Annotated in this window: 18 protein-coding genes; 13 read left to right on the forward strand and 5 right to left on the reverse strand. The window is 51.5% G+C overall.

What is annotated here, in order from left to right:
- Positions 1–5 precede the first annotated feature (5 nt).
- The 10 genes from ROLI_RS05260 to ROLI_RS05305 all read left to right on the forward strand — a co-directional run bounded on the left by ROLI_RS05260 (position 6) and on the right by ROLI_RS05305 (position 9,818).
- Complete coding sequence (locus tag ROLI_RS05260; RefSeq protein ID WP_187429841.1) at positions 6–1,775, forward strand: AAA family ATPase; 1,770 nt, start codon at positions 6–8, stop codon at positions 1,773–1,775.
- Between the two features lie 234 nt (positions 1,776–2,009).
- Complete coding sequence (locus ROLI_RS05265) at positions 2,010–2,555, forward strand: hypothetical protein (protein WP_338469237.1); 546 nt, start codon at positions 2,010–2,012, stop codon at positions 2,553–2,555.
- A 109-nt stretch (positions 2,556–2,664) separates the two neighbouring features.
- A complete protein-coding gene (locus ROLI_RS05270; protein ID WP_187429264.1) occupies positions 2,665–2,937 on the forward strand; it encodes a hypothetical protein in 273 nt (90 codons plus the stop codon).
- Positions 2,934–4,496 (forward strand): recombinase family protein, encoded by a 1,563-nt coding sequence (locus ROLI_RS05275; protein ID WP_187429842.1) that lies wholly within the window; start codon positions 2,934–2,936, stop codon positions 4,494–4,496. Before ROLI_RS05270 ends, ROLI_RS05275 begins: the two co-directional genes overlap by 4 nt.
- 138 nt (positions 4,497–4,634) lie before the next feature.
- A complete protein-coding gene (locus ROLI_RS05280) occupies positions 4,635–4,991 on the forward strand; it encodes a MobC family plasmid mobilization relaxosome protein (RefSeq protein ID WP_262386435.1) in 357 nt (118 codons plus the stop codon).
- On the forward strand, positions 4,988–6,283 hold the full coding sequence (locus ROLI_RS05285; RefSeq protein ID WP_187429266.1) for a relaxase/mobilization nuclease domain-containing protein: 1,296 nt from the start codon (positions 4,988–4,990) through the stop codon (positions 6,281–6,283). Before ROLI_RS05280 ends, ROLI_RS05285 begins: the two co-directional genes overlap by 4 nt.
- Positions 6,284–6,381: 98 nt before the next feature.
- A complete protein-coding gene (locus ROLI_RS05290) occupies positions 6,382–8,169 on the forward strand; it encodes a type IV secretory system conjugative DNA transfer family protein (protein WP_187429267.1) in 1,788 nt (595 codons plus the stop codon).
- A gap of 88 nt (positions 8,170–8,257) precedes the next feature.
- Positions 8,258–8,857: a hypothetical protein gene (locus ROLI_RS05295; RefSeq protein WP_187429268.1), complete on the forward strand. Its 600-nt coding sequence runs from the start codon at positions 8,258–8,260 to the stop codon at positions 8,855–8,857.
- 71 nt (positions 8,858–8,928) lie between these two features.
- The gene (locus tag ROLI_RS05300) at positions 8,929–9,264 is read left to right on the forward strand and encodes a hypothetical protein (RefSeq protein WP_187429269.1); all 336 of its coding nucleotides are present in this window, start codon (positions 8,929–8,931) and stop codon (positions 9,262–9,264) included.
- 128 nt (positions 9,265–9,392) lie between these two features.
- Positions 9,393–9,818: a hypothetical protein gene (locus ROLI_RS05305; protein ID WP_187429270.1), complete on the forward strand. Its 426-nt coding sequence runs from the start codon at positions 9,393–9,395 to the stop codon at positions 9,816–9,818.
- Between the two features lie 4 nt (positions 9,819–9,822).
- Here the strand turns inward: ROLI_RS05305 and ROLI_RS05310 are convergent, their stop codons facing one another.
- The 3 genes from ROLI_RS05310 to ROLI_RS05320 all read right to left on the reverse strand — a co-directional run bounded on the left by ROLI_RS05310 (position 9,823) and on the right by ROLI_RS05320 (position 12,159).
- Complete coding sequence (locus ROLI_RS05310) at positions 9,823–10,368, reverse strand: hypothetical protein (RefSeq protein WP_187429843.1); 546 nt, start codon at positions 10,366–10,368, stop codon at positions 9,823–9,825.
- A 10-nt stretch (positions 10,369–10,378) separates the two neighbouring features.
- Entirely contained in the window at positions 10,379–11,533 is a 1,155-nt protein-coding gene (locus ROLI_RS05315) for a hypothetical protein (protein WP_187429844.1), read from the reverse strand.
- Positions 11,534–11,652: 119 nt separating this feature from the next.
- Entirely contained in the window at positions 11,653–12,159 is a 507-nt protein-coding gene (locus ROLI_RS05320) for an antirestriction protein ArdA (RefSeq protein WP_187429845.1), read from the reverse strand.
- A 657-nt stretch (positions 12,160–12,816) separates the two neighbouring features.
- Between ROLI_RS05320 and ROLI_RS05325 the strand changes: the two genes are divergently transcribed.
- Entirely contained in the window at positions 12,817–13,863 is a 1,047-nt protein-coding gene (locus tag ROLI_RS05325) for a hypothetical protein (protein ID WP_222869493.1), read from the forward strand.
- A gap of 186 nt (positions 13,864–14,049) precedes the next feature.
- On the opposite strand, the gene ROLI_RS05330 is transcribed toward ROLI_RS05325, so the two are convergent.
- Positions 14,050–16,770, reverse strand: coding sequence for a TrlF family AAA-like ATPase (locus tag ROLI_RS05330; RefSeq protein WP_187429847.1), 2,721 nt, complete (start codon positions 16,768–16,770; stop codon positions 14,050–14,052).
- Between the two features lie 230 nt (positions 16,771–17,000).
- Between ROLI_RS05330 and ROLI_RS05335 the strand changes: the two genes are divergently transcribed.
- Complete coding sequence (locus tag ROLI_RS05335) at positions 17,001–17,669, forward strand: TauD/TfdA family dioxygenase (RefSeq protein ID WP_187429848.1); 669 nt, start codon at positions 17,001–17,003, stop codon at positions 17,667–17,669.
- Positions 17,666–18,607, forward strand: coding sequence for a hypothetical protein (locus ROLI_RS05340; protein ID WP_187429849.1), 942 nt, complete (start codon positions 17,666–17,668; stop codon positions 18,605–18,607). The genes ROLI_RS05335 and ROLI_RS05340 overlap by 4 nt, the downstream gene beginning before the upstream one ends.
- A 34-nt stretch (positions 18,608–18,641) precedes the next feature.
- Here ROLI_RS05340 and ROLI_RS05345 read toward each other — a convergent pair whose 3' ends face one another.
- Positions 18,642–19,406: a hypothetical protein gene (locus ROLI_RS05345; protein ID WP_187429850.1), complete on the reverse strand. Its 765-nt coding sequence runs from the start codon at positions 19,404–19,406 to the stop codon at positions 18,642–18,644.
- Between the last annotated feature and the right edge of the window lie 36 nt (positions 19,407–19,442).

Here is a 19,442-nt window from a genome sequence, read left to right on the forward strand (position 1 = left end):
AGCTGATGGCGGTATCGCGAGAATTGTATCTGGAGCATAGCTGGGACATGCCCCGCGGGTTTGACGATAGACAGCAGCGCGACCCCAATCGCTTCACCCATGCGGAGGCCGGGCAAGCCAAACGGGCCAAACGGGATACCGTCGCGCTCAAGAAAATGTTTCGGGCGTGCTGGGATGGCGCTGACAATCAGCAAGCCTTTGCAGCAGCACTTGCCGATCAGGGATATGCCCTCGCCCGGGGCAATCGGCGGGGGCTTGTCGCGGTTGATGCCGATGGCAAGGTCTGGTCGCTATCACGGTGGTGTGGCGTCAAGCCAAGGGCGCTGGCGCAGAAGATCACAGACATTGAGCAATTGCCTGCGGTGGATGCGGCGCGGGCGTTGGCACAGGCATTGCCCGCGCAGGCTCCCCGACCTCAAACCGATTCAAAGATCAAAGTGCTTGCCGCGTTGGTCGCGCAGCAACGTGGCGAACGGGCCGACCTTGTTTCGCAGCAAAAGCTGGATGAAGCCACGCGGGTGGCGCAGCAGCCCAAGGGGTTGCAGATCGCTTTCATGAAAATGACGGGGCGCTTTGACGCCCATGTCGACCGCTGTGCGCGGCAAGCGGCTGCGACGCAGGCAGCGGCGCAACTGGCACAACAGGATTTGATTGATCGCCACCTTACCGAGCGCCGGGCACTCATGCCCGCACCTGCTCATAAGCCCACGCAGCAACGTCTGGAGATCAAGGCCGAGCCAACAGGGCTGACAAGAGAGCGTTTGATTGCACACCCAACACTGATTTTAGACGAGCTGTCCAAAACACGTGCGGCTTTTACGCGGACGGACACGTTGCGCGCGCTGTCGCAGTGGATCGACGATCCGCAGACCTTGAGCAAACTTGCCGACGGGGCACTAAAGTCATCCGAGGCCGTTCGCCTGTCGAGCGACAAACACCCTGTCTATACGACGATTGACTATCAAAAAGCCGAGACACAATTGCATCAATCTGCGGCTGCACTCCGTGCAGACAAGACGTCTCCGGTGATGTCATCGCACATTACCACTGCTTTAGCAGCCAAGACCCGAGAAATGCGCCGTGCTTTTGGCTGGGCGCTTAGCGCAGAGCAAGAGGCCGCTGTTCGTCATGTGACCGGGCCAGAACGGCTCGCCAATGTGGAAGGCCTCGCAGGTGCGGGCAAAAGCACCATGCTGGAAACCGCAACCGATGCCTGGCGCAAAAAAGGCGTCACCGTTCACGGCGCGGCCCTCGCTGGCAAAGCAGCGGATGGATTGCAGGAGGCCTCTGGCATCCAAAGCCGCACACTCGCGTCTTTGGAATTGTCATGGGAGAACGGACAAGCCCCGATCAAGGCAGGCGACGTGCTGGTGATTGATGAGGCGGGCATGATTGGCACGCGGCAAATGGTGCGGATTACAACCAAGATCAGCGAAATAGGTGCGAAGCTGGTTCTCGTTGGCGATCCCGAACAACTGCAACCAATTGAGGCAGGGACGCCGTTCAGGGACGTCACCCAAGCACATGGCGCAGCAAAGCTGACCGAAGTGCGGCGTCAAACGCAAGACTGGCAACGCACAGCGACACAAGACTTGGCGCGTGGCGATACGGCAAAAGCTGTTGATACCTACCGACAGGCAGGTGCGGTTTCCGAACATCTCAAACAGGATGAAGCAATTGAGGCGTTGGCCGAACGATTTGCCATGGATGCGCGTCTCGGACGATGCAAACAGTCGCCTCATCGCCATCCGGGTCGACCAGACAGATCAATATAAGGACCTCCGCGACGTGTGTCAGGAGCGGGCGAAACGCGAAAGCCAAGAGCGCGCAGCGCACGCCCGCGAAGTCCGCCCGACGCCTCTGCGTGACACCTTTGCCACCACCAATCAAATCTCGCCACACGAGGCGCAAACCAGGGGCCGCTCTGGCCCCTCCCGATCCTGAAAGGACAGACAATGATTATAGACGACAAACTGCAAGCTGCCCGCGAGAGCTTCTCGGGCAAGAGCATGACCGAAAGCCAGGTGAAAGAAGCCGTTGTCATCGTTGATATCTTGCATGCGGAGATCCATAACAGCGGTTCGTTCATCGAAAAGCTCACCGATTACGCCCACGCCTTCGCCCGCAACGAGCGGTTTGATGCGATGCGCGCGGAGAAGATCATCCGTGACGTCTATATCGCGACGCGTGGCCAGTCGATGAACCAGACCCGTGAAGGGTTGGCGGCTGCGAAAGACAACCTGCCGGTGATTGCCAAAACGCGGGCGCTCGATTGCGCCAAGAGCATCGGGGCCTTGATCGAGGCCGCACCAACGCAACCCGTCTACAAGGCCTACGACCGCGCGGCGGTGACGCTGTCGGCGGAGTTTGGCATCACGCAGGTGGCGGCGAAGGAGATGATGCAGGAGGCGTTCAAGCAGCATCACGGCAAAGAGCTCTATGCCCACGGAAAGGCGTTGGAGGAGAAATTCCACACACCTGTGCGCGAAGCTGCCCGGCAGGCCCAAAACGCAGAGCAGCAGCCCGCTCGCAGTCAAGCACAGTCCTATTCCTGATCCGTAACCCTCTGGAAATAGGAAATAAACCCTAGACAGAACTCAAAATTTGAGACACCTTGTTCCGCCTATGTTCTCGCAAAGGAGGAACAAAACGAAAGGAACACCCGTGAAAGACACCACCGAACCACCAAAAACCAATCCCCCGAGCATCCATCTCAATCTCGAGGATTGGTTGCCATATTTTGAGGCCAGCGGCTTAACCGAAGCCGAAAAAGTCGAAACCATCGAGACGCTCTGGAACATCGCGATGGGCTTTGTCGATCTCGGCTGGACGCTGAATGTTGACGCAGAAAACACGGGACAAAGCTTCGATCTGACCGCCGCCTTGCGCGCGGCTGTGCTATACTCACAGGAAAACGAAGAACAGGAGGCGCTATGAACACACCCAAAGCCATAATCTATTGTCGTGTATCGTCGAAAGGGCAGGAAACCGACGGTCACGGATTGGAGTCTCAGGAAACCCGTTGCCGTCAATACGCCAAGGCCAAAGGATACGATGTCGCCGCCGTCTTTCCCGACACGATGACAGGGGGTGGTAGCTTCATGAAGCGCCCCGGCATGGTGGCTTTGCTGTCGTTTCTCGACGCCCAGCCCAACGAGAAATTCGTCATCATCTTTGATGATCTAAAACGCTTTGCCCGCGACCGCGAATTCCATTTCCGTCTGCGCCAGGCTTTCCGTGATCGGCAGGCGCGGCTGGAATGCCTGAACTTCTCGTTTGACGAGACGCCCGAGGGTGAGTTCGTGGAAACCATATTTGCAGCGCAGGGCCAGCTGGAGCGTAAACAAAACGCCCGTCAGGTCTCGCAGAAGATGAAAGCGCGGATGCAATCTGGATATTTTGTCCACCGTGCGCCCGTCGGATATCGGTATGAGGCCCAGAAAGGACGCGGCAAAATCCTGGTGCCGAACGCGCCGCTGTCTGACATCATTCGCGAAGCCTTTGAAGGCTACGCGTCGGGGCGCTTTCAGACACAGGCGGAAGTGAAACGGTTCTTTGAAGGGTTTACCTACTTCCCGCATCTGAAAAAGGGGCGGCTCACCCAGCAACGGGTGACCGACATCCTGACCCATCCGATCTACACCGGACATATCTGTTCTGAAAATTACGGGATCAACTGGTTGAAAGGGCAGCATGATCCACTGATCTCGCTGGAGACCTTCGACAAGGTGCAGGAGCGTCGCGCTGGCAAGGTCAAAGCGCCGAAACGTAAAAACATCGGAGACACCTTTGCGCTGCGTGGCATTGCCTGCTGTGCCGCGTGTGACGTGCCGCTGCGCTCGTCCTTCACACGCGGCAATGGCGGCCAATACGCATATTATCTATGCCAAACAAAGGGCTGTGAGGCCTACGGCAAGTCGATCAAACGCGACAAGATCGAAGGCGACGTGGGCGAGATCATCAAAACGCTGCAACCGAATCCAAGCGCGATCCGCATGATGACCGACATGTTCCGTCAAATTTGGGAAGCACGACGTGCACAGGCCGCGTCTGCAAAGACCGAGGCTAAGAAAGAGCTGTCCCGCATTGATAAACGCATCGACGCACTGCTGGGTCGTATCGTGAACGCGCAAAGCGACGCGATTGTGCCCGTCTATGAAGGCGAGATCGTCGCGCTGGAGCGTGGCAAGGCGATTTTGGCCGAACAAATGCAAAAACAAGCCGAGCCGAAGGGGAGTTTTGAGGAAAAACTAGAACCAGCGATCATGTTTCTCGCAAGCCCTTGGAAAATCTGGGAAACGCCCGGTAGCGCACAGGTCAACCTGCGTCGTTTGGTGCTAAAACTGGCCCTTAAAACCCGTATCAAATACTGCCGAAATGATGGAGCTAGAACCCCGGAAATAGCGTTTCCGTTCAAATCTTTAGGGGTAGTTTCAGACCCTAAGGTCTGTTTTGGTGCGCTCGAACAGTTCTTGTTCGAACTCAATTGTGCCTGAATTCTCCGACTGCGCAAACACTGAGATTGATCCATCCACAGCCCCCACTTTCGACAAAACAGAAGAGATTTTCAGAGAGCTGGAACGTTGGCATGACATCCTCAAGCCTCATGCGGATGCTTTGCGAGGGCCACGCCCATGAGCCGTCCAGCCCCGTTTTCCATTCGTTTTTCTGAGGACGAACGCCAGCAGCTTGAATCTCAGGCCGGTTCGATGCCACTGGCGTCATATATTAAGTCCGTGGTTTTGGCTGATGAGGCCCCTAAATACCGCAAGCGATCAAAGTCGCCTGTGGTGGAGCAACAGCTCTTGGCCGAGGTTCTTGCGCGGTTGGGTGCGACGCGGTCGGCCAGCAATCTCAACCAGATCGCCAAAGCCATCAACCAAGGGACGCTCTATGTCGATGAGGAACTTGCGGCTGATTTGAATCAGGCCTGCGCCGAAGTGGCATGGATGCGCGCGACACTGATGCAAGCCTTGGGGATCAAGTCATGATCCTTAAAGGCTCCCAGCGGGCTGGTGCAAAGGCATTGGCTGATCATCTGATGAATGATCGGGATAATGACCATGTCACCGTTTTGGAAATGAGCGGCTTCATGGCCGATGATCTGCATGGCGCTCTGTCAGAGGCGCATGCGATTTCAAAAGCGACGCAGTGCAAGCAGTTCCTATTTTCGCTCAGTCTTAGCCCACCTCAAGATCATATTGGATCAGAACAAGATTTTCTTGATGCGGCGGATCGCGCAGAAAAGGCGCTCGGCCTGACTGGCCAGCCCCGCGCCATCATCATGCATGAAAAAGAAGGACGGCGGCATGCGCATGTTGTCTGGTCCCGCATCGATGGTGATGCGCTGAAAGCAATCAATCTACCCCATTTCAAGAACAAGCTGACCAACCTGTCACGGGAACTCTATCTCGATCATGGTTGGGCGTTGCCGGAAGGGTTGCAAACCAATGGTGGCAAAAGCCCTCTCAATTTCTCACTGGCGGAATGGCAGCAAGCCAAACGCATTGGTCTTGATCCCCGCGAGATCAAACAAGTGTTTCGTGATGCGTGGGAGAGATCGGATAGTTTAAAAGCGCTCGGCAATGCCATGGAAGAACGCGGGTATTTTTTAGCCAAAGGAGATCGGCGCGGTTTTGTCGCCGTCGATATGCACGGCGCAATTTATTCGCTGCCAAAGTGGATCGGCGAAAAGACAAAAGCTGTCACGCAAAAGCTTGGATCACCTGATGGCTTGTCATCGGTGTCTGATGTCAGGGCCGATATCAAATCCCGCGTGACGGACCAGTTTAAATCCTACATTGCAGAAACAAGCGCCAAGCATCGTCGTGATGCGCAGCCACTTGTGGATCAAAAAGCAGAGCTAACCTCCAAGCATCGTGCTGAGCGCAAAGCCTTGAAGGACGGCCAAGACAAACGCTGGAAGGAAGAAACCCAAGCCAGACTGTCGCGTCTCAATGGTGGCTTGCGTGGCCTGTTTGATCGGATCACCGGCAAGAGCAGCAAGATAAAACGGCAAATCGAAGCTGAGGCTTATCAGGCAGCGCGGCGTGATCAGGCGCAACGGGATGGTCTGGTCGTGGCTCAGTCCAAGGATCGCAATGTACTGCAAAAGCAATTCATGGCTTTACGCAACAAGCAACAAGAAGATCGCAAAATCCTCGCCTGTTCTATCGGGCAATTCATGGCGCAGCGTAAACGCAACCAAGCCAGAGACTTGCAGAAAGGTCCTGATCCGGCACGAACTCGGCGTCGATCACGCGGCCCTGATTTCTCGCTCTAAATCGATTACCCGTTTTAACCTCCGCTATACCCACGCGCGGTAGTACCGAATTTTCCTAATCAATTGGCACTTGCAACCTTTCTCAAAGGAGAAGTGCCATGAAATGGCAAACACTAAAAGCAGCCCTTCCGGCTGTTCTGATCGCGGCGTGTGTCGCGCCGCATCCTGCTCTCGCGCAAAACCTCTTTGGCGGTGGGAATAACTATAACTACTATAATGACTACGTCTTCGAAATGACCATGGCGCGGATTATCATGATGACGCTTTCGGTCGGCTCTGGCTTTTGCCTCGGCTGGTTTCTTTCGCCCCAAGCCAAAGAGCTGCGCCGTATTATCCTGCTGTGCATGGCGGGAGTGGTCGTTCTGTTGGCCGTCTTCAACAATGATGTGCTGGGCTGGGGTGCAGCTTGGATCGTGTCCTTCGTTGGGTTCTTCGCAGCCCTTGGCTATTGGATCGGGCGTGGTGTCCAAGCCATGCTGCAAACACCAACCACTTTTGGGTCCAGCGAATGGGCAACCATCGAGCATATGAAAGAGAAAGGCCTGCTTGGTGCTGATGGGATCATCTTAGGTTCGGTCATCGAGGATGCCGTCGAAAAGGTGTTTTCCTATAAAGGAGATCGGCACTTGCTGACCTCTGCCCCAACCCGCTCGGGCAAAGGTGTCTCCCACATCATCGTCAATCTGCTCTGCTATCTCGGCTCAATGCTGGTGATCGATCCCAAGGGTGAGAATGCCCGCATCACAGCCAAAGCCCGCCGCGCCATGGGGCAAACAGTTCACTGCGTTGATCCATGGCATATCTCAGGGGAAGTGGTTTCCCGCTTTAACCCGCTGGACTGGATTGATCTGGGAGATGTGGATGCCACCGAAAACGCGATGCTGCTGGCCGATGCCTTGGTCCAAAAAGACAGCCATGGCGATAGTTTCTGGGCAGAAGAAGCCAAAGCTCTGTTGCAAGGCTTGATCCTGTTGGTGGCCTTTGATGAGGCCTATCAAGGGCGGCGTCACTTGGGAACTGTGCGGGATTTGCTGCTGCTCAGTGGCGATGAGCTGGAAGCCCTGTTTCAGCAAATGGCGAACTCCCCACACCACATCATCGCCAGCACGGGATCACGCAGTTTGCAAAAGGAAGCCAAGCTGATGGCCAATGTCTTGGCCTCGGCGCAAGCAGAAACCCACATGCTGGATTCTGCACGGCTACGTGAAAGCCTGTCAGCATCGGACTTCACCTTCGAAGACCTGAAGAAGATGCCGATGACTATCTATCTGATCCTGCCATCAGATCGACTAGGTGCGTTTGGACGGTTCCTGCGTCTGCTGGTGCAGCAAGCCATCACGGTCAACGCGCGCAACATCGAAGACAAACCCAAAAAGCCGGTGTTGTTCATTCTTGATGAGATGCCTACCTTGGGGCGTCTGACCATGGTCGAGCAAGCCTATGGTCTGATGGCGGGGTTCGGAATCCAGCTTTGGGGCATAACCCAGGACCTTTGCCAACTGCGCAAAGTTTACGGCGAAGATTATGAAAGCTTCATCGGCAACTCTGGGGCTGTGGCGTATTTTGGATCGCCGGATAAGACCTCCGCTGAATACTTCTCGGACATGTGCGGTGTGACAACTGTGTGGAATTTCAGCACGGCGATTGCGTCGGCCTTCAGCTCAAGCTCTGGTGCGGGTGGAGGTTCAAGCAGCAACTCCACCACCAATACCGATAATCGGGCGGCAACGCAGCGCAAGCTGGCCTATCCCGATGAGCTGATGCGCCTGCGTGAAGGCCAGCAGCTAATCCTGATCGAAAATACCAACCCGATCATGGCCAAGAAAATCAAGTGGTATGAAGACCCTGAGATGAGCCTCAAAGGCGTCAACACCCACAAGGGCTGATTATCTGAACACCAACGGCGGGGCGTTATTGCCCCGCCATTTTTGCATCTCCCCCATCATCGCAATCAGCATCCAATGAGGTACGCCCATGGCTGACAAGAAACCCGAAAAAATCGAATTCAGGAAGAACCAGACCAGCGACAAGATCACGTTTCGCAACACCAAAATAGAAGACCGCCAAATCACCAATCCCGATGGCTCACCACTTCGGGATAAGAACAACGCACAATTCAAACCAAAGCCGCCGCAGGGTGTCACACGGCCTGCGCCTAATCTGGCCCCTCCCGGCATGTCAGGGATCAAGACGGGGCTAAGGCAGTCGCCGCAACAGCCACAGCGGCAAGCAGAGCCTTCAACGCAAGCGGGCATTTCAATCAACGGTGATCAACGCGACAAAAGCCAGTGGATCGATGGCAAAATTCTCACAATGAAGGGCTATGAGTTCCAAGCCAAGATGTCTGACGAACAGTCAAAGCTCGGTATCGATGGCGGTAAAATATCAAAGCTGGATGTGCGCAAAGACGGTGATTTGGTCATGCGCTATGATCGTGGCTGGGACAAAGACCCGCAAACACCCGAACAAAAGGAAGCCCTGCAACGTATCCGCAACGGTTTGGATGACAGCCCGCAAAAACAGTTCAAAGGGTTTGATAAGGGCGCGGATAAAGATCACGGGCTGGATCGATAACGGCAACGACCACGGTCTAGGATTATGATCTTATGGCAGGATAGCGTCGCGAAATGCTATCCTGTTTATACATGAACCACCAAGAATACATCACACATCTGCGCACCAGAACACCAAGCGCCCCGAATTTTGATGTCATTGGACGCGCCTACAAAAACGCTCAGGGCATCGATGAAATCATTTTTCTGCATAGTTGCTATTGGGACTATGTCGCGTGGCTGGAAGACACCACAGACATCAAGTTCGCCGAGTGGGTCGTCCATTGCGACAACAACCCAAGCGAGGGCCACACGCTTTCACATCTGCTGATGCATTGGCTATGGACCGATGAATGCAATCGCTTCCGTGAAGGCCTGCCAACGCCTTATCCGTATCCGCCTATGGGGTATGAGGGGTGGGCAAACTAAGGCGCTGTGCATCAAAAGAGATGGGGGTTTTCACAGAAGTTCCGTGTGATATAAAACTTGAAGTGTCAGCTATTTCATTTTAAAAGCAAGGTCTTGTCGTATTTTTGGACTTGGGGTATCATCATACAATGTTTTTCAAACCGCATAATTTTTTGGCATTAATATCTTTTGTAATTTTGGTTTCTTGCGATACTGAAGCAACAGAAGTGACTACTGAGGGCACATCGAAGGAGCCTCTGCATTTCTCTAAATCTGCAGAAGTCGTAATTTCAGCGGCTGCTAATGAATATTCCCTTTGTATCGCAGATGCGTTCGTTGAGATCAGTGAAGAACGGTTTGAGGAGGGAAAGCTTCCGAGTTTAGCTAAAAAGCTTTATATTGAAAAATGCGAAAGCAAAAAAGCTCTGTTTAAAAGCGAAGTTGAAGCGGCGGCAATAAAACATCCTAACACATCAAAAACAAGAAGTATCGCTGATTTTTCAGAGAGCTTTGCAAAATCTATCGAAGATAGAACATTCCAAATTCTTTACGATGAAATTCAGCCGCCCAGTTGAAATCTTAATAGAATGCATTTGGAATGGGAGGGCCAAATACAGTTTTTTGCCTGTCTATAAAAGTGTCTAGCTGCTCTCTTAACAAGTTTTCCTCAACTCTTATCGCTCGGTTGGTTTCTATTTTATTTTTGATTTCAGGAAGTCTGTTTCTTATCTGCTGTTCTAAATTGGATGTAATTCGCTCCTTTGTGTAGTTGGCCCAGTCATTTCCCAAGCTACTCGCCACATACGGCGAAACCAGATCGGTAGAAATTCCGGCTACAGCGCTAGTATTCCTATCTGCTATTCGGCCCGGTCCTATAATTGTCAGCACGTCAACTGCAACTTCAATCAACGGAAGAACTAATTTCCCCCGATTGCGAACTTCATCGTTAATCTCATTTTCCATAGCACCCAAGATATTCCGCACCAGTATTTCATCGTTTATAGTAGCAGCCTGAGATTCTTTCCCATATTGATCTGGGTCGAACAAAGCATCGCCCTGACCATCGCTGGCAGATGCAAATGATCCAGATAAAACTAGTGACATTGCTAGCATTTGCGCTTTCATGACTTGATCCTCACCCTAGCTTTCTTGGATTTCCGGCAACGATTTCACCTTGGAACAGTATGTTGCCTTCCTCATCAGTTGCGTAATAGACGTCTGATTGAGGTCTTTTGTACAGAGCAACGCACCCATCCCCTAGCAGCTTCGACCTTGTACAAATCGCAGTCCCCTTAAAGCTGTAAGAGCTTTTTTCAGACCGCCCTTTGTTATAGCCTGAGCGGGCTTCTGTGATGACCGAATCGTTAGCCGGGAAGAACATGTTTAGCGTATCTCCGAACGCATTTCCCGCTAAAGTATTCCCAACAAAATTGCTTGTGAAGGTGGTTTCGTTCACACGAACATAGCCATTGTTCTGAAGATCTTGTTCGTTGCGAATGAGGTTTTTGATGGGAGGTGTTTTACACGAGAACGAAGAAGCATTCGAGGAAAGATACTTATCAAAACAGTCCGTGTAGACAAAATCAAATGCCTGCAACCAAGCTGACCCATGTCCAACAAATCCAGCAGGTCGATCTACAACAGTTACATTGGGGTAAGTCTGCGCAGCCACTGCATTGGTAACGTTTTCGGTGTAAAACTCGTCTTCTTTAAAAGTGAAAATAATACCGGGCACCACACTTTCTTTCGTGTGACCCACTATTCTTTTCATGTTTTCTTCCCAAGCTGGCCCACTGTATTTCTCTGCTAGTCCACAACAGGCCGGTGCAATGGAAACAAACTTGTCAAACTCAGCTTCGTCAGAAGCCAGAAGTATATTCCAAGAGCCAAAAGATTGCCCAGTCAAAACAACCTTCTTGTAGCCGTTAGAACGCGCGTTTTTAGAAATGACGTTCATGCTGTCAGCAAGTGCTTGCCGATATCTATTTTGACGAAACGGGATTGGCGGATTAGCGCGGTACACATCCCAGCCCCGCTTGTTCAACGAAATCAGGTAGGGCTGAACAATATTATCATCTTCTGGCGTCGGTCCTTCATCACTATGCCCTCCGAAGTAGTAGATGACACCTTTCGCCAGTGCTGGGCCAGCATTCTTTGCTTGGAAGGCTGTCACGACCTCAAATTCGATATTGGAGGATGTTTCAGTGACCGTACTTACCTGGGGTTTCAAGGGTGTCTCAGAGCAGGCGGCCAAAACAGCAAACGCGCCCAATATCTTAAAAAATCGCATGATTAGTCTCGTCTAAAATGGCGTTAGCCTGTTGGTAACATTAAGATCAAGGTTCTGGGAACCCTTCCTCAATAGGCAAACTACGATTTTCTGTCGTTGGGCGTAGTAATCAGGCAGTCTTAGGCCGCGCGATAGATCAGATAGTCGCCTGCGATTTCAGCTTCCGTATAATCCATCGCCAGATCGCGGGCGATAGCCTCATAATCAATGTAGTGAATTAGGTGGTCAGGGATGTCGCCGAAAAGCCCCTCGGCGACGAACTCTTCGGCAAGGTCCTTCATGTTTCGGGCTTGATAGATGTCGATGTCAAAATCTGAAGGTGCGACGGTTTCAGGGTCAAAATTGTATCCGACCTCTCCAACGGCGATTATGAACACCTGTTTGTCGTGGGTATCCCAAGTTCCAACCGCCTTAAAATACGGCCCGATATTGGCTTGGTTGATCCCCCATGCTTTTGCCAGATCACAATCTATGTGATCCCCATCAATGAACTGGATTTCAAACTCTTCGACGGGTTCGCCGTAGTCGTTTAGGGCCTTCGCTGCCTTGGTTCTGAACTCTTCGGCGCTGGTAAAGTAGAACCCGCTGGCAGCTAAATCATAGGGTTGTGTGTGTAATTGTGTCATCTGTTTTTCCTCTCATTCTGACGTGTTGCGCATGCAACCGTCTGGCCTCCGCCGAGGAACGGGGGTGCAAGGATCAAAGGCGCGTCGCGCGGTTGCGGGAACCGCAGAGCCGAGAAGAGACGCGGGACCAGAGCCACGCGCAAGCTGCAACGGATGTGAAGCGAGCATGGCGAGGACCCACCCTTTGAGCCGCGCTCGGGGCAGTCGCCCCAAGCAGCGATCCAACGGGCTGATCCGCTTGGTCTCCATGGCATGGTCTGGGGTCTTGGGGGCAGGAACGCCCTCAAGGTGATGGGTGCAGGGAGAGTGAAATCTCCTTGCTCGGGTTCAGCGTCGATACGGTGACGGCATTCAATCCGCGCAGGGTGGGTCTATGGGGTGTTGGGGAGAGATGATATCTCCCCGACGAGGGATCAAACACCGAAATGTTTGCATGGTCATGGGAAGGCTCAACGCCGCCTCATGACCATTGGCTTTGGGGGATAAAACGGGGGAGCGCAGCAGTCCCCCTTTTCAAGTGGTGTGGTACTACCACACACATCTTGCGATTACTCTGAAATCGGAAGGTGCCCAAATGGGTCGCAGCGCTAACGGGTCAGCATGACCCACATCTCGCGATGAACGCAAAGCTCTCAACTTTCTTTGAGTGATCCCTTTTTGACATTGGCAAAATCCGGTCACAGTGACCAAATGCACTCTATGCCTCAAGGTCAACAGTTCCAGCTTAAACACGCGTTCGATACGGCGTTTGCCCAATACCAAGAAACGATGGGTGAGCCGTTTCCCGTGGTGCCTGATTTCGAGCGCGTCGAGGATTCTGATTTCTGGGCTGTCGCCGATATGGACGGCGATATGTTCCGCATTCGAGTTAGCACTGGGGCGGTTGATATGACCACTGCACTTTGGGAACATGTCCTTGCTGATGAGGGCCTTCAAGGCGGCATAGGTCTACCGTTATCGGCAACCGCCGACGAGATGATACACCTGAGCCTCGTGTGGCTGATGCTGCACGAACTGCATCATTATCAAATGGGGCATTTCGAAATTACGGGACGGTTGTGCTTGACAGAAGCGAACGTGCCTCAAGCCTATGGCGTTGTTTCTCGCGCGCCAGTTGCGCCTCCCGTTCTGGCAGGCCTCGATGAAGACGACCTTCCTAAAGTAGAACCCTGCCTCGAATTGCAGGCCGACCACAACGCCATCGAGATGTTGCTGGATGCCTATTCAGCAGATGAATTGCCTGCCTTGCGGGCGCGGGCAACGGCGATCTCGGGCATGATAATGTTGATCGAATGTGAGGATACCAAGAGAGACCACGCGCACTCTTCGCACCCCAAAGCGGCCACCCGCATCTTTCAACTCTTGGGCCATGTTATTGAAATGCCCATGATCCAAGCAACGCTTGCGCAGCACCATCCCAAATTGGAAATTGATCGCAACATCCCATCCTATGAAGAACAAAGCGCCTTTAATCGAGAGGTCGCCATTCCGACGTTTCTGGACACTATGACTCTCGCCATGGTTGCCAAGGCTGAAACCATACGCGACGACCTCGGCGAACCACAGGACTTCTTCCAAGATATACAAATCGCCAAACTGGCTGCCCTTGAACATCTTGACGCCCTCGCAACTGCGGGTGCCATTCAATGGGCGGATTTGATGACCCTCAATTCAAGAATACTGCGATTATTGGAAATTCGATAAAGAACTCAAGGAAGGTGAAGCGGTCTTTGCAGGCCGCTCGATGGGTGCCTACTTTCGGAAGCATCCCGATCTATGTCGAAACATTCTGTCTGAATTTCGCAGTCGATTTGCGCTCCAGCCTAAATCGTCGATCTATCTATAAGGGCAGCTAGGGCTAGTAGGTAAGTCGCGAATTACGTAACGCCTTTAAAACCCATATTTTGTTCGGCGAGTGGAAAAAGCCTGCTCGCCACCCTCCAAAAGCTCCTTTATCAGCTCTTGCACTTCGCCCTTGTCGATAGAACCACACAGTTCGTGGTCAACTTTCGTCCGATCGTTGCCATCCTCTACGACTGGTGTAAGTCCTATGATCTGTTCTGCATCGCCCAATACTGGGATGTTCGGATTGTGGCTAGAAAACAGGAACTGACGGTGTTTCTTGGCAACACGCATCTTCTTGACCACGTGTCCCGCGATAAACTGATTGTCCAAGTCGTCTTCCGGTTGATCGATGATCAACGGCGCATCCGACTCTAACAACAATAGCATGAGAACTGCGGTTGCCTTTTGACCGGCAGACAAGCGATCAAGTGCCTTCCAGTTTTGTGTTCCATTGCGCCCAACGTTAAGTTCAATGACTGCTTCTGGTGGAATCCGAGTTTCCTCCACCAGCAACGCCAATTTTTCACCACCTGCGGCCACTTTCTGGGAAGCCGAATCTGTGAAGCCAAACTCGTCGCTCAACGCTGGAGCACCTTTACGGATCGTCGCCGCCAGTTTTGACGGTGATAGATCGCGAAGCTCTTCGAGCTTCGTCAGTGCCTGACTGATCTGCCCATCAGTACCATCTCTTAAGACTTGTTCAAGCGGTCCCAAATCGGAACTCGGTCGAACGCTCGCTCGCACTGTTCCAGAGAGCTTCTTGCCTACTTTTTTTGCCGCCTTCTCAAGGTCACGATAGGCTTTGCGGTCAGCTTTTTCCCACTCATCAACTATGCTCTGGCGGGTTTTTCGTTCAATCTCTATATCCATAAGGGCCTGTTCTTTTTGGCCTTGCTTGGGGGTTAGTTTGGCAACTTGGTTTTTAACCGTCAGATAGGCGTCAGGGTCAAAACCTTCTCCCTCCAACTCCTTTTTGAGAGACTTGTATTGCTCGTCGATGGCATCAGCCTTTGGTTGCCATTCAGAACGTATCGCGGTCAAGTCTTTGAACGCCTTTTGGACCGCCTCAGTTAGCAAGCTTGCCGCGCGTAGCTTGGCGTCGTGTAGGTCCTGCGCAATTACCTGAACTTTCAACAGTTCGACCCGATGCGGCAGCTTAGACTCTTCCTCTGGCGGAAGTACTGCGGAGGCCTGTTTTTTGTCCGGTTTCATACGCTCTGCGATTTGATCAAATTCCGTTACGGTGTTGGTGAATTCATCCAGAATCCTCTGTTCCTGCTGTACCAATGCCTGCTCGTCCAGACGCGTTGCAAGTTCGGTCTCTTCGAAACGCTTGAGTTGCTCTTTGAGCCCCGGCAAAGCGGCAAGTGAGAGATCGAGACCAGCGATCCTGTCTTCGAGTTCCAAGATCGCTTTCCGGGAAACCCGAAAACGTTCTCTGATACTGTCAGTGTTTGCAGTCCCTGTGTTGTCTTCACTCACAAAGCGGCCCAATAATTCAGCAAGCTGACCTTTATCTCTAGTTATCTCGGAAATTTCATGTTGGCCGTAGATTTCCAAGTCGGGAATTAGTGTGGTGGGTTTCAAGCCTTCTACGATCTCTCCCAGCTGATTTTTAACGCGAGCGTCTTGCCCGTATGCACGTTCAATCAAGTAATACCCGGGTGATGGACTGGGCGAGAAGATCAAAACCGAAACCGCCGACTTCGATCCTAAAAGATGCTTGACCATCGAGTTGTGACTTTTGGCGGCATCCGCGCCAAGCGGGGAGATGTCGAAAACAAAACGCAAGCTCTCGACAATCGTGGACTTACCAGCTCCGCGACCTCCTATCATCACATTCAAACCGGAGTTCAATGCAACGTACTGCCCATCTAGCAGTCCCCCATCCCAAGCAACGGCAACGATTTTCGTGAATTCAGGCGGGGTATCGTCAGAATTAAGCATTATACGGCTTTCACCGTCTAGAAAGGCTTGTCGCAAACCCTCTATAGAGACGTTGGTCATTTTTAGAAACGTTGAACTACCCGGGTTCGCAAAATTTTCCGGCGCAGAAATGTCTGATGCGTTTACAAAACTGAGAGGACGATCTCGCTTGTAAGCACCATTCTTATTGAGACAAATTTTCTGGTGTTCGGGTGGCACATCGCCAAGTGGGCCGGGGATAGCTGCAGCCAAGTGTAATGGAGATTTCCACGCGTTCATCCTTGTTTGGCCAGAAAGCTCGCTCAGCAAGCCGCTACTGTGTGTCACGTGCGCCGAAATGGTAATACCGCCACGCTCGTGAACTAGTTCAAGAAGCTCTTCAAACCCCTTGCGTGAGATCGGCGATGGGTCGTCCCGGTTCCGAATATCACAAGCACCCACATTCTCATTCATATCAGACACAATAGTTCCGGGTGGAAAGAGACATAGGATATGCACCCCCTCTGCTGAGTTTGCTTCAAATCCTGGAAACACGGTTATATTAGCTGCTTCCAGTTTCAGCCTGAGTTTTTCAGACTCATCGAAGCGGAAGTGATCGGTTAGCGCGACAACTTGCACACCGCTCTTTAGGCACGCATTGACCATCGCATCGTTGTATTCGTCTTCTATTGTGAAAGCGTGCTTTTTGGAATGTCGCGCTCCATAAGCGAAGGGATTCACCTGAAACGCACACTTCACGTACTGACTGCCATTCGGGGCAGTTAAAGCACTTTTTATGCCTTCTGGCGTAGCTCCGTGAGCAGCAAGGGTTGCGAGAGTTGGATCAAAATCATTTTTCATTTTAATAGTTTAGACCATTTTTGCGTCGAGAGCTATAAATCTGGATCAAAGGCGTATAGGTAAGCGTGATGTAAATTCAGAAGCTGAAGGTAATGATTCACAGTACAACTCAGCAACAGTGAACGGTGCGCTCAGAATACGCTATTTTCTGTGGCCCGCTTAAGAAATCCAAATGGAGCATTTAACCTCACCCTTGTAATCAAACAACGACTCAAACAGAATTTACGATTATGGTGAACATTGAAACAATCCGCTCTGCTCTCAATACTAAGGGCTACTTTTTTGCAACTGAAGCATTGCAAAGTCATGAAAATCTTCTCCACGATCAAATTGAAAAGCTTTCTAAGTCACTCGGAACTCCGAGGCGAGGGCGACACGGTAAACTAATTGAGGAATTGACTCCAAAATCTGAAAGGGAAGCTCCAACAAATTCTCTCAGTAAGAAATTTGGTATTGGTCGATTCCCCTTCCACATTGATTCTGCACACCATCTCACGCCTTCAAGATATCTAGTTTTTGGATGTATGGAGGCGAAGGGGGAAGTTGCCTCGACGTTACTAATTCATGCCAAGAACATTGAGCTGGACAGAGTTCAAAGAGATGCTCTTAAGACAGGTATTTTTCTTGTAAAAAACGGGCGAAACTCATTTTATGCCAGTATTGAGCCAAGAAATTCCAAATTTATCAGGTGGGACCCCGGATGCATGTTTCCAAAGGATAATCATGCTCGGATTGCAGCGGACGCGATTTCGCGATGGCCAAATCCAAAATCGTCCAAGACCATAAATTGGTCACGTGGCTCGCTGCTTGTAATCGACAACTGGACTATGCTTCACGCGCGCGGAGTTGTTAGTGACCACCACGGTCATAGGTCATTATTGAGGGCTACTATCGCATGACAATGATTATCACGGCTGCTCTTGATAAAGATGCCTTGCTGGCAAAATCACAACTGTATGTTAGAAAGTCACTGTTGAGAAAATCTGAAGGTGATTTAGAAGAATATCAGTTGTGGGCTTCCTTAGCATTAGAATTACTTGGCAAATCAGCCCTCGCGAATATTCATCCATCATTGATAGCTGATCCATTGCACTACCAGTCATTGTTCGCTGCATCAGGGATAAAAGCTTCAACCGATATCAAAACCATTACAGCTAAAACACTGTTCGAAAGGCTTGGTCATTTAGTCAAACCATTTGACCAGAAGGTGAAGGAATTCTGCAACCAAGTAGCAAATCGAAGAAATGCCGAACTGCATTCTGGCGATGCGCCCTTTGCCGCTACCCGGGCAGACCTTTGGGAAGCGGAATACTGGTATGCGGTTGATACGATTCTGAAATTCATGGACGAAACGTTAGAAGGTTGGCTCGGCGCAGATGATGCAGCAACCCCTCAAGAAATCTTAAGCAACGCTCTTGATGCAAAGCGGCAGTCCGTTGAAATGCGTATAGAAAAGACACGTGAAGCGTTTGAATCAAAGAAACGCGGAGACAGAGAAAAGGCGCTAAAAATCGCTGAACAGGCCACAATTGACAGCTATCCAGCGCTTTTTTTAGACTTTTACGATGCCAGTTGGGAGTGCGAGTGCCCTTCATGCGCTGGAAAAGCATACGTCATTGGCGAGATGGTGGAAGAAGAGGTAATTGACACATCGCCTGAAGAATACGTTGTTTGGGAAACAGTAGAGAGATGGTATCGTGGGGATAAGTTTAAATGTCCGACATGTGAGCTTAAAATTGATGGGTACGACGAATTGGAGTTCGCAGAGTTGCTAACAGAGCATTCTGATACAGACGAACGTGAGATGGAATATGAACCAGACTATGGAAATGATTAAGGTTGCCCCCTCATATCCGTCAAACCTTTTTGTGTTAGCTCACAAACCTCACAGTGATTATGAATACACATGCCTCACCGTACGACGTTTGTGCAATATCCTTCATGCTAATAGGGGCCGTATTATTGGGTGAGACCACAAACACGTATTGATGCTGTCCCGTGTCTTGCAGTTCTTCCAATTCAATTAGTTTGCCAGCATCATCTCGCGGCAGAAATTGTGCTCCCTCGCTGACCAAAGCCCTCAGCCGCCTTTCGTCGGCCCCAAGCGGCAACGGATGCCAATCGCTCTTACACTTTTCAAAAGCAACGACGACGCCGTCATGAGGGCTATCCAGTTCAAAGCAAAAGCACTGTCCCAATTGCAATGTTTCAACTGTTTTTGGCGCACTCTTGGTGCGGCTGAGGATGCCCATTTCGCGCTTCATGGGAATGATGCGCAGCCCCGCCTTTTTCGCATGCTGTTCCACGAATAGTTCCCAAACGGATTTAGGATTCACCTGAAACAAAGTTGGCGAAGCATTTTGCGCGACATCAAAGTGGTTTTGTTCCAACCAACGGTGAATCATCATGGCGCGGCCTGCGGCAATATTGCCGCGTCGAAAGTTGGATATATAGTCAGTGCCCAGTGTGGCTGTCTCGCCAAAGGCTTGATCCATCAGAATATCAATATGCTCACCTGTTACGTCAGAAACAGCGCGCAAAGCACGATAGAGAGCTTTACTCGGTTCGGTCCGTTCTTGACGACTGGCTTTCATCCAATCGAACTCATCAGGATTTTCAACAATTTCTTTCGTCATCCAGTTACCCGTTCTGACCCGCTCTATACCTCGGGT

Origin of the sequence: Roseobacter fucihabitans (genome assembly GCF_014337925.2) — a bacterium.
In the GTDB taxonomy this organism is placed as follows: Bacteria; Pseudomonadota; Alphaproteobacteria; order Rhodobacterales; family Rhodobacteraceae; genus Roseobacter; species Roseobacter fucihabitans.

Coding starts and splice junctions, on each gene's coding strand:
- ROLI_RS05335 (WP_187429848.1), top strand. CDS start 17,001: ATGGTGAACATTGAAACAATCCGCTCTGCTCTCAATACTAAGGGCTAC.
- ROLI_RS05300 (WP_187429269.1), top strand. CDS start 8,929: ATGAACCACCAAGAATACATCACACATCTGCGCACCAGAACACCAAGC.
- ROLI_RS05265 (WP_338469237.1), top strand. CDS start 2,010: ATGACCGAAAGCCAGGTGAAAGAAGCCGTTGTCATCGTTGATATCTTG.
- ROLI_RS05285 (WP_187429266.1), top strand. CDS start 4,988: ATGATCCTTAAAGGCTCCCAGCGGGCTGGTGCAAAGGCATTGGCTGAT.
- ROLI_RS05310 (WP_187429843.1), bottom strand. CDS start 10,368: ATGAAAGCGCAAATGCTAGCAATGTCACTAGTTTTATCTGGATCATTT.
- ROLI_RS05275 (WP_187429842.1), top strand. CDS start 2,934: ATGAACACACCCAAAGCCATAATCTATTGTCGTGTATCGTCGAAAGGG.
- ROLI_RS05305 (WP_187429270.1), top strand. CDS start 9,393: ATGTTTTTCAAACCGCATAATTTTTTGGCATTAATATCTTTTGTAATT.
- ROLI_RS05260 (WP_187429841.1), top strand. CDS start 6: ATGGCGGTATCGCGAGAATTGTATCTGGAGCATAGCTGGGACATGCCC.
- ROLI_RS05295 (WP_187429268.1), top strand. CDS start 8,258: ATGGCTGACAAGAAACCCGAAAAAATCGAATTCAGGAAGAACCAGACC.
- ROLI_RS05315 (WP_187429844.1), bottom strand. CDS start 11,533: ATGCGATTTTTTAAGATATTGGGCGCGTTTGCTGTTTTGGCCGCCTGC.
- ROLI_RS05280 (WP_262386435.1), top strand. CDS start 4,635: ATGAGCCGTCCAGCCCCGTTTTCCATTCGTTTTTCTGAGGACGAACGC.
- ROLI_RS05290 (WP_187429267.1), top strand. CDS start 6,382: ATGAAATGGCAAACACTAAAAGCAGCCCTTCCGGCTGTTCTGATCGCG.
- ROLI_RS05330 (WP_187429847.1), bottom strand. CDS start 16,770: ATGAAAAATGATTTTGATCCAACTCTCGCAACCCTTGCTGCTCACGGA.
- ROLI_RS05345 (WP_187429850.1), bottom strand. CDS start 19,406: ATGACGAAAGAAATTGTTGAAAATCCTGATGAGTTCGATTGGATGAAA.
- ROLI_RS05340 (WP_187429849.1), top strand. CDS start 17,666: ATGACAATGATTATCACGGCTGCTCTTGATAAAGATGCCTTGCTGGCA.
- ROLI_RS05320 (WP_187429845.1), bottom strand. CDS start 12,159: ATGACACAATTACACACACAACCCTATGATTTAGCTGCCAGCGGGTTC.